This window comes from Paenibacillus xylanexedens, from assembly GCF_001908275.1.
Taxonomy (GTDB): domain Bacteria; phylum Bacillota; class Bacilli; order Paenibacillales; family Paenibacillaceae; genus Paenibacillus; species Paenibacillus xylanexedens_A.
In genome coordinates, this window is the sequence record NZ_CP018620.1 from 2279754 (window position 1) to 2292747 (window position 12994).

General features: G+C 46.3%; 14 protein-coding genes. 6 read left to right on the top strand and 8 right to left on the bottom strand.

Annotation, left to right across the window (positions count from 1 at the left end):
- The first annotated feature begins 3 nt into the window (after positions 1 to 3).
- Positions 4 to 492: a prolyl-tRNA synthetase associated domain-containing protein gene (locus BS614_RS09910; protein WP_074093860.1), complete on the top strand. Its 489-nt coding sequence runs from the start codon at positions 4 to 6 to the stop codon at positions 490 to 492.
- Positions 493 to 615: 123 nt separating this feature from the next.
- On the opposite strand, the gene BS614_RS09915 is transcribed toward BS614_RS09910, so the two are convergent.
- A complete protein-coding gene (locus BS614_RS09915; protein ID WP_074093861.1) occupies positions 616 to 1890 on the bottom strand; it encodes an MFS transporter in 1275 nt (424 codons plus the stop codon).
- Between the two features lie 253 nt (positions 1891 to 2143).
- On the opposite strand from BS614_RS09915, the gene BS614_RS09920 reads away from it, so the two are divergent.
- A complete protein-coding gene (locus tag BS614_RS09920) occupies positions 2144 to 2356 on the top strand; it encodes a hypothetical protein (RefSeq protein WP_074093862.1) in 213 nt (70 codons plus the stop codon).
- Positions 2357 to 2682: 326 nt separating this feature from the next.
- Here the strand turns inward: BS614_RS09920 and queF are convergent, their stop codons facing one another.
- The 6 genes from queF to BS614_RS09950 all read right to left on the bottom strand — a co-directional run bounded on the left by queF (position 2683) and on the right by BS614_RS09950 (position 6964).
- Positions 2683 to 3174, bottom strand: a complete 492-nt coding sequence (gene queF / locus BS614_RS09925) for a preQ(1) synthase (RefSeq protein WP_036668798.1) — start codon at positions 3172 to 3174, stop codon at positions 2683 to 2685.
- Between the two features lie 147 nt (positions 3175 to 3321).
- On the bottom strand, positions 3322 to 4095 hold the full coding sequence (gene queE, locus BS614_RS09930; protein WP_074093863.1) for a 7-carboxy-7-deazaguanine synthase QueE: 774 nt from the start codon (positions 4093 to 4095) through the stop codon (positions 3322 to 3324).
- Positions 4088 to 4579 carry a 6-carboxytetrahydropterin synthase QueD gene (gene queD, locus BS614_RS09935; protein ID WP_036611465.1) on the bottom strand — a complete coding sequence of 164 codons (492 nt, stop codon included), beginning with the start codon at positions 4577 to 4579 and terminating at the stop codon, positions 4088 to 4090. The genes queE and queD overlap by 8 nt, the downstream gene beginning before the upstream one ends.
- Entirely contained in the window at positions 4576 to 5256 is a 681-nt protein-coding gene (gene queC, locus BS614_RS09940; protein WP_074096774.1) for a 7-cyano-7-deazaguanine synthase QueC, read from the bottom strand. The genes queD and queC overlap by 4 nt, the downstream gene beginning before the upstream one ends.
- A gap of 529 nt (positions 5257 to 5785) precedes the next feature.
- The gene (locus BS614_RS09945; RefSeq protein WP_036611462.1) at positions 5786 to 6490 is read right to left on the bottom strand and encodes an AIM24 family protein; all 705 of its coding nucleotides are present in this window, start codon (positions 6488 to 6490) and stop codon (positions 5786 to 5788) included.
- Positions 6491 to 6508: 18 nt separating this feature from the next.
- Positions 6509 to 6964 carry a hypothetical protein gene (locus BS614_RS09950; protein ID WP_074093864.1) on the bottom strand — a complete coding sequence of 152 codons (456 nt, stop codon included), beginning with the start codon at positions 6962 to 6964 and terminating at the stop codon, positions 6509 to 6511.
- A gap of 330 nt (positions 6965 to 7294) precedes the next feature.
- Here BS614_RS09950 and BS614_RS31790 point away from each other — a divergent pair, with 330 nt between their 5' ends.
- From BS614_RS31790 to BS614_RS09960, 3 genes are all read left to right on the top strand, one after another.
- Positions 7295 to 7462 (top strand): hypothetical protein, encoded by a 168-nt coding sequence (locus BS614_RS31790; RefSeq protein ID WP_167544395.1) that lies wholly within the window; start codon positions 7295 to 7297, stop codon positions 7460 to 7462.
- Positions 7463 to 7669: 207 nt separating this feature from the next.
- Positions 7670 to 8374 carry a hypothetical protein gene (locus tag BS614_RS09955; protein ID WP_017690195.1) on the top strand — a complete coding sequence of 235 codons (705 nt, stop codon included), beginning with the start codon at positions 7670 to 7672 and terminating at the stop codon, positions 8372 to 8374.
- A 151-nt stretch (positions 8375 to 8525) separates the two neighbouring features.
- Entirely contained in the window at positions 8526 to 9497 is a 972-nt protein-coding gene (locus tag BS614_RS09960) for a helix-turn-helix transcriptional regulator (RefSeq protein ID WP_074096775.1), read from the top strand.
- A gap of 58 nt (positions 9498 to 9555) precedes the next feature.
- Here the strand turns inward: BS614_RS09960 and BS614_RS09965 are convergent, their stop codons facing one another.
- Entirely contained in the window at positions 9556 to 10227 is a 672-nt protein-coding gene (locus BS614_RS09965) for a 3'-5' exonuclease (protein WP_017690193.1), read from the bottom strand.
- Positions 10228 to 10715: 488 nt separating this feature from the next.
- On the opposite strand from BS614_RS09965, the gene BS614_RS09970 reads away from it, so the two are divergent.
- Positions 10716 to 12500, top strand: coding sequence for a proline--tRNA ligase (locus tag BS614_RS09970; RefSeq protein ID WP_074093865.1), 1785 nt, complete (start codon positions 10716 to 10718; stop codon positions 12498 to 12500).
- Positions 12501 to 12994 lie beyond the last annotated feature (494 nt).

The window sequence follows — 12994 nt, forward strand, 5'->3', positions numbered from 1 at the left end:
TACATGTTAAACAAACAAGGTTTCTATGATCTTTTGGATCGCAACAATATCGTTTACGAGAGTATAGAACATCCCGCAGTATATACGATGGAGGAAATATTCTCTTATCAAATTCCACATACAGAACATATCGTTAAAAACCTATTTCTACGTGATGACAAGAAGCGCAACTATTATCTGGTAACGATTGCTGGAACGAAGTCCGTTGATTTGAGAAGTTTAAGCGAGAAGATACCTAGCCGTAAACTCAGTTTCGCGAGTGAAAAGGATTTGTTGGAGTTCCTAGGATTGGAAAAAGGGCATGTTAACCCTATGGGGGTTCTCAATAATATTCAGAAGAACGTAATCGTCGTCTTTGACAAGGATCTAGTCGGTCAAAAAATCGGAATTCATCCCATGGAAAATACGGCGACGGTATTCCTTGAATTTGAAGATGTGAAGGAACTGATTACAGCTCATGGTAGCAGTGTTGTCCTGTGTGACGTGGAGTAATACGGGTTTAAGCTAAATTCGAGAAAAACAAATATAACAAAAGGGTTCCTGCCGCTCTGTAAATACAGAGTTGGAGGGAACCCTTTTGTTGTGGTTAGACTTTTTATTTACTACAAATGTAGGTTACTCTTCACTACCATTTTCTTTCGCCCAGATATTCAGTAATTTATCGGATGGAAGCAGGAACGTGAAGATCCCGAGCAGGGGCAGGAAGCTGCACATCTGCATCACCGGTGATACACCGAAGACATCAATCCAGTTACCCAGAACAAGTGCGCCCAGACCTCCCATACCAAATGCCAGACCTGTGATCAGGCCCGAGACCGTTCCGATTTTGCCTGGAATCAGCATTTGGGCGTATACAACCGTAACCGAGAAGCTGGATAACATGATAAAACCAATAATGGTTAGCAGTACGCCTGTCCAGAACAGATTCGCATAAGGCAACATCAGCGCCAGAGGAGCAGCTCCGGCCATGGACAGGAAGATCAGGTTACGTTTGCCGAATCGATCCGCCAAGGGGCCTCCGAAGAACGTACCCAGTGCTCCGGCAGCCAAGAACAAGAAGATATAGATCTGCGCGTTCTCTGTGGACAATCCAAAAGTATCTTTCAGATTAAACGCATAGAAGCTGCCAATGGAAGCGATATACCAGGAACGAACAAAGACGAGCAAGATCAATAGCGTAATGGCGGCAGTAATCTTTTTGCGTAAAGCAGGATTGGGTGCACGACGGGCAGCAGCCTGTCTACGCAGATATCCTCCCGATTGCAGCATACGTCCATACCAACGGGCGATGTAGATCTGGACTGCAATTCCCATGGCAGCAATGCCTGTAAATCCAATGGCACCGAACAGTCCAAACGGGATAAAGATCCAGCGTGTGAGCAATGGGGCAAGGGATTGCCCAGCGTTACCTCCGACTTGGAAGATGGACTGTGCCAGTCCACGGCGTTGACCAGCAGCCATATGGGATACCCGTGAGCCTTCCGGATGGAAAGCGGCGGAACCCAGACCGACAAAGATAACGGAAATCAGGACAGCCATATAACTGTCGGCGAAAGCCAACAGCAACATGCCGGTAAATGTAAAACCCATGCCAATGGGCAGGATAGATGGTGTCGGTTTTTTATCAGCAAACCAGCCTACAACAGGCTGCATAATGGATGCGGTAAAGTTAATAGCAAATGAGATCCATCCGATCTGAGTATACGTGAGATGCATAGAGTCTTTCAAAATCGGAAAAATGGCGGGAATAACCGACTGGATCGAATCATTGAACAGATGAACCAAACTAATGGCAATGAGTATCCGGTAAACGGTGCTTTGGGCATCCGATCCGGGTGGGGCTTTCGAACGCGCTGTGGCGTCCTTGGTTAATGAGGTTTGTGTAGACATGTACAATTCTCCTTTGGTCGCGGTCACGAGGGATCAGCGCCTGATGTTGTAATATATGCGTGTAAGCATATTGTTACATAATAGGATAGATTGATCGGACCGACAAGGGGAACAAGGGAAAACGTTGATGAATTCAACTTTATTTCTGAGGTGTTTGTTTCTAACATTACATTTACAAAATAAACGTATTACTTTAGCATCTACTGTAAGAAGACCCATATTTATGTGTAAGAAAGATAGAGGAGGGATGGATATGAAATCCTTATCACCTTATGAATCCGCCAAACGTGAGTTGGTGATGAATATTTTGTATATGGCTGTAATAACGTTTCAGGCTGTCTATGTTGCACCGAAATCTCTATCTGCTGCCATCGTCATATTTATCATTTTTCAATCGATTGGTGTGCTGATGTTGAGACATTACGTCAAAAAAGTCAGAGAACTAAAGGACGATCAGTCTACTTGAAAGTGTCTCCAAGCTTAGGATTGAGACAAGGAGGTTCTACAGGTTTATACTAAAAAGCCGAACTTCTTAAGCTATATAAGCTGAATTAATCATTTACACGATAACGGAGAGGACAGAAAAAACCTGAAAAAGCGAAGCGTTCGCCTTTATCCCCGGATTTTCCCCTTTAGGAAAGGGAATGGAAAAAATCTGGGGATAACAGCGATTGGAAGGTTGTTCTGTCATCGTAGTGCCAGTGTAAATAATCTTAGTTCAACTTATATAGCAGAGTTCGGCTTTTGGCATTCTATGATTCTATCTTATACAGAATAGATGAACCTAACGATTTAACGATTATCAATCGTTTCCGGATACATATCATGATTCATCATGCGGTGGTCGGCCATCTGCTCGTACTTTGTTCCCGGCTTGCCGTAGTTCGTATACGGGTCAATGGAGATGCCGCCGCGCGGTGTGAATTTGCCCCATACTTCGATGTAGCGTGGGTCCATCAGCTTGATCAGGTCGTTCATGATGATATTCACACAATCCTCGTGGAAATCACCATGGTTACGGAAGCTGAACAGGTACAGCTTGAGTGATTTACTCTCGACCATTTTCACATCGGGAATGTAGCTGATATAGATCGTTGCAAAGTCCGGCTGACCCGTAATCGGGCACAGGCTGGTGAACTCCGGGCAGTTGAATTTTACAAAATAATCGCGGTACGGATGTTTGTTATCAAAGTTCTCCAGGATTCCCGGATCGTATTCAAACGTATATTTAACGTTCTGGTTGCCCAACAACGTCACATCTTGCATCTCATCAGGTTGTCTCATCGGTTATTAAACGCTCCTTGTTTCCGTCAAAGCCGAAGCCTCGCGGTATATATGAATAGGCAATTTCGCCTGTCTAATTCTCTTGTTTTCTGAAGACATTTCGTCCTCATCCTTACATCATGCCGCCCATTCCACCCATACTGCCCATCACACGCCACGTTTGTTGCCCCATACCAACGTATGAAGTTGTGGAAGCACACGAACATTGTTCAGGTCATCGGATGCACTGACTTGGTCAATCAGCCACTCATAACGAGCAAGCAGTGAGGACGCCAGATCTGGCGTATCGGCGGAAGTCACATCCGGGTTCCCGGTTTGTAAAAATAAATCCGTGCCCGGATACCGCGCATGCACACGGCGGGCATAGTCCAGGTCTATCTCATCGAAGATCACGATCTTCAGACTATGACTTCGTTCTACCGGGCCAGCGGCCAGCCGTTCGATCAGATCATCCAGCACGGCCCAATCGGTGTCCATGCCGGAGCTCGGTGGCTTGGGCGAGACGGTGACTTCGTCAATGTTCGCCAGCCAAGGCTGCCAGCGGGAGCCCTGCGTCTCCACCGCGGTGCGGATGCCGTTCTCCCGTAGCAGGGCAACCAACCCGCCCAGCGAAGCGAGCAGGGCGGGATTACCGCCGGAGATGGTCACATGGGAGAAACGCGTGCCGCCAACGCGGCGCAATTCTGCCCATACGTCCTCTGGCGTAATCATTCGAATCTGGTCCTTGCCACTACCGTCCCAGGTAAAGGCCGAGTCGCACCAGGAGCAGCGATAATCGCAGCCCGCGGTGCGAACAAACATCGTTTTTTGCCCGATGACCATGCCTTCGCCTTGAACCGTCGGTCCAAAAATCTCCATCACGGGAATACGAGCCTCTATGCGAGATCTCGTCTCATTTACCTGTTGTGTCACACTACTCATCGATCATCCACTCCCGTCTCGCTTCCGCGTAACTGGTGGGTGTCTCGAAGAGTCGGACAAACTCCGTCCGCCCACCATCGGTCAGCCCGGCATAGGGTTCTGTTTGCAACGCATGTTCCATCTGTTCGAACAGCCAAACGACCATATTTTCAGCCGTTGTATTCATTAAAGGAAGTGTCTCGTTGAGGTACTGATGATCCAGATATCCCTCAATCTGAGTTTTCCATATATCTTTGATATGTCCAAAATCAACCGTCAGCCCGGTTTCACCCGGATAACCGCTGATCCCAAAAATAACTTTATACGTATGACCGTGCAGGTTCTTGCACTTGCCTTCATAACAATGCAGGTGATGTGCTGCGTCAAAGGTAAATTCTTTGCTTACAAGCACACGTTTGCGGTGATAGCGCAGCTGGGTGGGTAGAATATCTTCTCCGATGCGTTGCAGATGCTCCACAATACGGAATGTTCCAGGTTCTCTCATCGTACATCCGCTCCCGCCGATTCAGCAGCAGAACGTTGCTGTACATAGCGATCCAGTCCGGCTTTGCGCAGTTTGCAAGCAGGGCATTCTCCGCATCCATCGCCGATTACGCCGTTATAACAGGTCAGAGTACGCTCGCGGACATAATCAAAGGCACCGAGATCATCGGCCATCTTCCACGTTTGGGCTTTGTCCAGCCACATGAGCGGGGTATGAATGACAAATGGATAGTCCATCGACAGGTTAAGCGTCACATTCATCGATTTCACAAATGAATCCCGGCAATCCGGGTATCCGCTGAAATCCGTCTCGCATACACCTGTAACCAGGTGACGTGCTCCTTTTTGCTTTGCCATAATGGCCGCAAAACTGAGGAACAGCAGATTCCGTCCATCTACAAATGTACTTGGCAGTTCGCCTTCTTCATGCGTAATCTCGACATCCGTGCGAGTGAGCGCATTGGGTGCAAGCTGATTTAACAGACTCATATCGAGTACCGTTTGCTGTACGCCCAGATCACGAGCGATTTCCGCTGCACATTCAATCTCTAGCTTGTGGCGCTGTCCGTAATCAAACGTAACAACCTCGACTTCGGCAAACTGTTGTTTGGCCCAGAACAGACACGTGGTACTATCCTGACCTCCGCTGAATACAACGACTGCTTTTTCTTCGTTCAACATAAAAAAACCTCTCTATCTTCTTGAGATCAAACCATGCACATAGGCATAGAGTGTCGGAAGAACAGAGAAGTTCATGAACTGGCATCCATCAAAAAACACACCTTCTCGATAACTGCTTCAAAAAAGCAGGCAAGAGTAAGTGTCCTTAGTTTTTTACGTACATTCCGTTAAACAAAGTGTACGCAAGACTTATACTGACCATCACATGGTCAAGTCTTATAGAGGGAGTTCGCGAACCTCTCCCATGCCGTAGGGCGTGTCTCAAAACTCGCTGAAGTGCACCTTTTACCGCCTTTTCGCCCCATGCTGCGTCACTTCCCCTTGACGTGCCTCGGCACGCCTGCGGAAAACTTCCTTGCTTGGAACGAAAATTCGGCAAAATCTGCTTCCTTCGGAGTTCTCAGACACGCCCTATGGCATGGATTTTCTTCTTCAATTGTCTGAACCATTATAACATGAAACCGCGTGGTGACCACCCCACAGGAGCATAGTGGCAGCTAATCGGTCGGCTGCATCAACTAACAGCTTATTTGATCAATACATTGCCGAAAGGGATCACTTCTTTCAGAATTCGTTTAAACAGCCCCTCATCGTTGAGATCCTGTTCCAATCTATGATTCTCACGTCCAGCCTGAAAGAGCACAGATCCATGTCCTGTCATCTTCCAATGATAATTCATATGCTGACTGGCAAGGTTGTTACCATATACGGTGAGTTCCAGATGTGCATTTTCAGGATAGGCAATAATGCTACCAGCATCCACATAGAGCGGCGCTGTTGGGTGAAGTTCCTGTTGGCAGACCTGACCTTGAGTGAGCAATCCGATTTTGCCTTTGCCGGAAAATTTCATTTTCACTGCATCACGGGTGATCAGCATGTTTTTGATTTTCTGGATTTTGGTATGCATGGTTACACCATCAGAGTAGAAGAACAGGTGGCGAAAGTCATAGAGCAGATCACTGTCCTCCGTGAGCTCCACTTCCTTCATCGTGAATCCGGGAGGCAGGGCAGCCACAAATTGGCAAGGTCCGGTGATTTCGGATTTAATCAGCTTTTTTTTGCGATATATGCCCGTGATATTCATGAATTTATCATTGCGACTCCCACTTGGACCGCGGAAGGCCACAATTTGCTGCGGATGCAAAATATGAAGGCGGTCATCTTTAATCAGTGAAAATGTGACGACTTGTCCTGCTCCGCTTGCTTCAGCATTGTTCAGGTGTATGTTCATGCAGTTGCTCCTGTTCTTTTATACTCGGCCCGAACGGCGACGCATTCCCCAGCGCATCACACGAATCAGAACAAAGTAACCCAATATGAGAGAAACGACAGTGATGATCGTCGTCTGAATTCGTTTGGTGGTAGCTGCTTTGGCATTCTGGTCGTCCTGTAATTTACTTACCATTTCAGTGAGTTTCTGGTTCTGAGCCAGCAGTTGTTCGTTCTGGGTCTTAAATGCTTCGACATTGGCCTGGGCTTGTCCCAACTGAGCAGACGTTTGATTTAATTGCTCCATCGTTTGCTTATAACTTTCCTGCAGAGCGTTCACTTCTCCGGGCAGTTCGGAGACTCGCTCCCATCCGCTGTATATATCCGTAAAAATATTGGCACTGGCTGCATTTACTGTCGAAGCGATCGAAACGGTAAATAGAATGCATGTGGTGAATAACACCCGAATGAAATAACCCTGAATGGATTTTGGCATCGTTAACACCTCTTTCTTCGGTAAGATAGATCAATCGCCGAATTCGTCGTCTATTGTTGAAATACGGCTCTTACATTATACGTCAAAACCGGGACGATGGGTTCAAGATGATATCGTTTTATTACCCGAAATATCTAAAATTATTTAGGAACAGGGTTGTTTAGCTTACAAATCTGCAGGGTAATAGAACGATAGGCAAGCACACCGGACCGTTTTACAGATCTTTTACTTCAGTTCCGGGTGCATGCTATTCACAAATGCGCAATTTAATGAACGATACCAATATATCCGATTGAATATAAGATCGTGAACATGAAGGAGTAGAAACATATGTACACAACAGATCAGAACACATCAACCAAAACGATCATGATCACTGTTAATGGAGAGCCAGTAGGGCGTAAGCTGGTCATTGACAGTGTCACCTATGCACCGGTAACCGAAGCAGATGGTGCACAATATTTACACAAAATGGGAATCGATCATCCTACTGTTTAATTTGGGACTTGTCATAGATAAGTGATTGATAAGCTTGGCCTAGTGCCAGGCTTTTTCGTCGTTTATTGTCGTATTGAGACGGATTTAGGGATATAAAACTAATATATTGGAAAAATTTAATGAGAACATGTGTTCCGTGACAATATAGTGTCCATTTACCCTGATAACTTAGAAGATAATACACATAAATCGGGGGAGAGACTACCAGTGAACTCAGTCTTTGAAGTATCTTATTCGTGGAATAAAGAGGCCATACCGACAGGGGGAGCCGACCCCGTATATATGATGGTAGAGTGGCGTAACGGTGCCCCTGCCAAAAGACTTAGGAAAATAGCACCCAAAATTGTATCAAGAGATTTGGAACTTTTGCTCAAACCGGAATATGGAGTACAGCTAAAAGGCATTTATGGATGTCGTTCCAAGGAAACGGATATTGGCTGGTTATTGAGGCTTGGGGATATGTACAAGGGAGAAAGCAAACAAATTTTGCTTGAATTCGTCATGGGACCCCGTGTATCAGGAAAAGCTGCCGTATGTTCAGCCTACTGGAGCACAAGGAAGTTGAAGCAAAGTCAACGTGTATTGTTACGAAGAGAACAGTTGTATATTCAGTACACCAGTCATCTGGGCATGCTGCGACAGCCGGAAGATCCCAAGGTGGAAAAGACGATCAAATTAAGTGAAACCGTGCCCCTGATCAAACAAGCCCTGCGCGCCTACGAAAGAGGCCGGGTTCAAGAGGGAAGTAATATGTTACGTCGTCATGCTGATGCATTGTTAATTGAAGCTGCGCGGAAGCAAGATCTGGACTATTACGCGGAAGCCGAGATCGTTGAAAAGTTGCGTTATCACTATGAGATAACGTTTACAACAGGATATCATGATCGTGAAAAAAAGATATTAGGGGAATAGGGTTGATTTCAGATGGTAACGGTATAGAGAGAGTCTACATATTTGAAGGTGAAGTTTAGGAGAAGGTCGAATGTATGTATCAATATCATATTAAACAATGGATGGAGTTGTATCAAATTTATTGAAACAACATCGTGGAGGGTCCGGCAAAATGACAGACCGACTAATCCGATTAATGCGCATTATAACGCTGGTGCAGGCGAAGCCAGGCATACTGGCACGTGAGCTCGCCCAGCGATGCGAGACGACGGAAAGGACGATATACCGCGACATGGAGGCCCTCAGTGCAATGCATATCCCGATCGCCAATATGGGACACGGGCAAGGGTACATGTTTATCAGCCAGTTTGCCATGTATCCGCTAAATTGGTCTGATGAAGAAGCCCAAGCTTTCATGCATCTTGCTGAAGTTATGGAGAATATTCGTCCTTTGCTGAAACCTGCTTTTGAGAGCGCTTATGAGAAAGTGGTTGCTGCGAGTCAGAAAAACAAAACAGAACGAGTGGAATGGTCGGAGCAAATTAGTGGATTGTTCAAAGCGGGATTGCCCGTATGGCAAAATGAAAACAACGATTCGCAGAATCAATCCATGATTACCCTGCTTCAGGCTGGCATTTCACAGAACACCATTGAAGGGGAGTATCTGTCTCAAGGTAAAAAAGGGATCGTACGTATAGATCCTTACTGTCTTATCCCTCGTGAATACAGATTTGAGCTGTTAGGGTATTGTCACCTGTCGGAGAAACTTCGAATATTTCAGGTGAGCCGGCTGCAAAAGATACGAATATTGCCACGCACGTTTCGCAAAGAGGATTATCTGATGCAATCGCACTTCCGCATTCCTTGGGCATACGAGGGAAGTACGGAGTGGACTGCGTTCAAAATTCGATTTGCACCCCATGCTGTGGAGCGTGTGATGCAGGAGCAATTTTTTATACGACCCATCCTAACCATTGAACCGGAAGGTAGCCTGTTATTTGAAGCCATATTAAGTGATGTTGACGAATTTCTTGTATGGATATCTAAATATGGACCTGATGCGGAAATTCTCGAACCTGAGATCTGCCGCATCAAGATGAAAGAACGCCTAAAATATTGGCAACAAATGTACAATAAAAGTTGAGATTAGAATACCACCTAATCCTAAGGCAAAACACGATTAAGTACTGTGCTGTGGACGGTTACTCTTTGGTTTTGAAAAGGCTTGCCAGATTACCAAAAGGTGATTCTTTCTCTTCATCTTCTGTGGAGCTGGAATAGACAACCTTGGATGTAATGCCCTCATCATCGGCTGCACAGTTGTTTTCCAGAGTGAAACGGTCAAATTGATGCATAAATACCTTGGCTGTATTGATGGCATCATCCAATGCGCGGTGCTGGGTACCATCGAATTCGATTCCGCAGATTTCAAGAGCCTGAGCGAGACCGAGTTGACGGAACTTGCCTTCTTTGCGAACGGTGCGGGACCATTGTTGCTGGAGATCGTTATGATTAGTGATCCAGGCCACATCAAGTTGATGGGTGCGACAATGAGAGATCAGTTTGCTGCGGTCATCGGGTCCCCAGGAACACATGTAATAGGGGTCACTTCCCATCCAGGCGATGAATTGATTCAGTGCTGCCGGAAAAAGGGGGGCTGCATCAATATCTTTCTGCGTGATACCTGTAAACTGAATCGTGTCAGTGGACAGAACAGACTTATTGGAAGGACGAACATACGTATGGAACGTATCCGTTACGACCAATCCATCCGCACTTTCCGTAACTTTGACGGCACCGATATCAATAATTTCAGAAGAATAGCGAGTATTGCGGCTTACCGTGAATTCAAGATCATATATGATATATGGCATAGGACAAGCTCCTTTATCGATTAATACCTGTGATAGATTTCTATTTCTCTATATTACAGGGAACGTGCTGCCATGTCAGCCATCGCCAGAGAATTCATTGTAGTATATGTTAACACGGTATGTTGACAATTACTTGTAAATGAACTAATGTGGTCAAAAATGATAACAGCGTTATAACGAGGACATGATTGTGCAAGCCAGCTTCAACAGAGAGGGAACAGTGTGGTGCAAGGTTCCTGTAGCTGCTTTATAAATTCCTACCTCGCGAGCTGCGGAAGAGAATGCCCATACAGGGTTGCAACCTCCGCCGGCAGGGCCCGTTATGCCCCGTAGGACTGCATGTTACAGATCGCATAGGTTGCGAACGGATTAATTTGCAGTTAAATAAGGGTGGTACCACGACACATTCGTCCCTTGACGGATGTGTCTTTTTGCTGTTTATGCGCCGTATTTGATAACAAAAAAAGGAAGATTAGGAGTGTGTTATGATGCGTCAAAGTGAAATGCTTGTCCCAACATTACGTGAAGCGCCAGCGGAGGCAGATGCAGCGGGACATCGCTGGTTACTGCGTTCCGGTATGATTCGCCAACTTGCTGCGGGAATTTACAGTTATCTGCCCCTCGGACGGCGTATATTGTTAAATGTTGAACGGATCGTTCGTGAAGAGATGGATCGTGCTGGATGTCAGGAAGTGTTGCTGCCGATTATGCAGCCTGCGGAGTTGTGGGAAGAATCCGGAAGATACACACAGTATGGTCCCGAATTGATGCGTCTGAAGGATCGTCATGCACGGGAATTTGCTCTTGGACCAACACATGAGGAAGTCGTAACCGCTTTAGCGCGGGACGAGGTGAGCTCGTATCGTAAGCTGCCATTCACCCTGTACCAGATCGGAACCAAGTTCCGGGATGAGCGCCGTCCTCGATTTGGATTGCTGCGTGGACGGGAGTTCATCATGAAGGATGCGTACTCTTTTGCTTCGGACTGGGAAGAGCTTGATCGGACTTATCAGGCTATGAACACGGCGTATAGTCGCATTCTGGAGCGTTGTGGTCTGGACTATATCCGTGTTGAGGCGGACGCAGGAACCATTGGCGGTCAAGGAGAAACACATGAGTTCATGGCTCTTGCTGATGTGGGTGAGGACACAATTGTAACCTGCAAACATTGTGGATATGCTGCAAATCTGGAGAAAGCGGATTATCAGACTTCTGGAGATATGGAGAAAAAAGAAGGAAGCTTGGAAGTTCCAGCTGATTCTGCGAGTGCAGACTCCGCGCTTCAAACGGATCAACATTCAGGAGTGGAAACAGTAGTACGTATCTCGACACCTGGCGTTCGTACGATCGCAGAGTTAACCACTTTTGTGGGCAAAGGTGCTGAACATATGATCAAAACGCTGCTTTATGTGGCGGATGGTCAGCTCGTCGCTGCGCTTGTGCGTGGAGATCATGAACTGAATGACATCGCATTGAAGCAGGTGTTGGGGGCAGAGGAACTGATCCTTGCAGACGATGCAGCCATTGCGGCTCATCCAAATCTGAAGGTAGGATTCCTGGGTCCGATTGGACTAAATCTGCCGATGGTGGTGGACGCTGACGTGGCAGTGATGAAGAGTGCAATTACAGGAGCCAATGAAGTGGATGTGCATGTTTCCGGTGTACGCCCAGGGATTGATTTTGCATTGGAGCGAGTAGAACGAATCCGCTTTGCTGCGGAGGGGGATGCTTGTCCAACATGTGGATCACCACTTGTGTTTACCAAAGGTATTGAGGTTGGACACATTTTCAAATTGGGGACGAAATATAGTGATGCCATGGGTGCTTCATTCCTGGATCGTAATGGTCGCCAGTGTGCGCCAGTCATGGGGTGTTACGGCATTGGCGTATCCCGCCTGATGGCCGCTATAGCTGAGCAGTATGCCGGAGATGATGGCATAAAATGGCCTGCTGCTGTTGCGCCTTATGATGTGCATCTGATTACAGTAAGTTGGAAGGATGAGCAGCAGCGTCAGCTCACCCTCGAACTGGAACAACAATTGATCGATGGCGGTTACACGGTATTGGTTGATGATCGGGATGAACGTCCGGGTGTGAAATTCAAGGATGCGGAGCTGATCGGATTGCCTGTGCAGATCGTTATTGGCCGAGGAGCAGCCGAAAGACAGGTCGAACTGGGATCACACGCACTTGCAGTAACAGGTGAATCGAAACGAATCGGGTTGACTGCACAGGAAGCTGTGCTTTATGTGAAGGAACAGCTCACTTCCTAAATTCAGGGGAATCGCTAATTATATGAGTTCATATAATAGTACCGAATATGATGCGGTAGCTGATTTTGATTGCTGAAATTCCAATGAGAGCATGAAAAAGAGGGCTATAGGCATGCAATTTGGTTGGATTTTATGAGTGATATCATACGAAATAACTATATTTGGATAGTTGTATTTAGTATACAAATGATTTTATGATTAAGGATCTGAAGATGATCATACTCAGGCGGATTTATGTGCAAGTATGCAATTTTGAGAAGATAGAGATGTCGAAATTAAATGTACAATAAACGCATGAACACGGTCATTCCGGAGAGTTCTTATATAGTTCGGTGTCGAAGGCACATGATAAAGTTGGTCCCTGAAGGCCTGGCTGGGATTTATTTTTGCCTCAGATGATTGTCAGGATCAGCAGGATATGTCCGCAGGAAATGTTCAAGTATCTGATGTGAATTGATGTTTAAGAACTGAGATACAAAAGGGTGTCCCCTTAA

What these genes read in the sequence shown, in the direction of transcription:
- queF (WP_036668798.1), bottom strand. Translation starts at nt 3,174, where the DNA reads ATGAGACAACCTGATGAGATGCAAGATGTGACGTTGTTGGGCAACCAG.
- BS614_RS09970 (WP_074093865.1), top strand. Translation starts at nt 10,716, where the DNA reads ATGCGTCAAAGTGAAATGCTTGTCCCAACATTACGTGAAGCGCCAGCG.
- BS614_RS09915 (WP_074093861.1), bottom strand. Translation starts at nt 1,890, where the DNA reads ATGTCTACACAAACCTCATTAACCAAGGACGCCACAGCGCGTTCGAAA.
- BS614_RS09965 (WP_017690193.1), bottom strand. Translation starts at nt 10,227, where the DNA reads ATGCCATATATCATATATGATCTTGAATTCACGGTAAGCCGCAATACT.
- BS614_RS09920 (WP_074093862.1), top strand. Translation starts at nt 2,144, where the DNA reads ATGAAATCCTTATCACCTTATGAATCCGCCAAACGTGAGTTGGTGATG.
- BS614_RS09910 (WP_074093860.1), top strand. Translation starts at nt 4, where the DNA reads ATGTTAAACAAACAAGGTTTCTATGATCTTTTGGATCGCAACAATATC.
- queE (WP_074093863.1), bottom strand. Translation starts at nt 4,095, where the DNA reads ATGAGTAGTGTGACACAACAGGTAAATGAGACGAGATCTCGCATAGAG.
- BS614_RS09945 (WP_036611462.1), bottom strand. Translation starts at nt 6,490, where the DNA reads ATGAACATACACCTGAACAATGCTGAAGCAAGCGGAGCAGGACAAGTC.
- BS614_RS09960 (WP_074096775.1), top strand. Translation starts at nt 8,526, where the DNA reads ATGACAGACCGACTAATCCGATTAATGCGCATTATAACGCTGGTGCAG.
- BS614_RS09950 (WP_074093864.1), bottom strand. Translation starts at nt 6,964, where the DNA reads ATGCCAAAATCCATTCAGGGTTATTTCATTCGGGTGTTATTCACCACA.
- queD (WP_036611465.1), bottom strand. Translation starts at nt 4,579, where the DNA reads ATGAGAGAACCTGGAACATTCCGTATTGTGGAGCATCTGCAACGCATC.
- BS614_RS31790 (WP_167544395.1), top strand. Translation starts at nt 7,295, where the DNA reads ATGTACACAACAGATCAGAACACATCAACCAAAACGATCATGATCACT.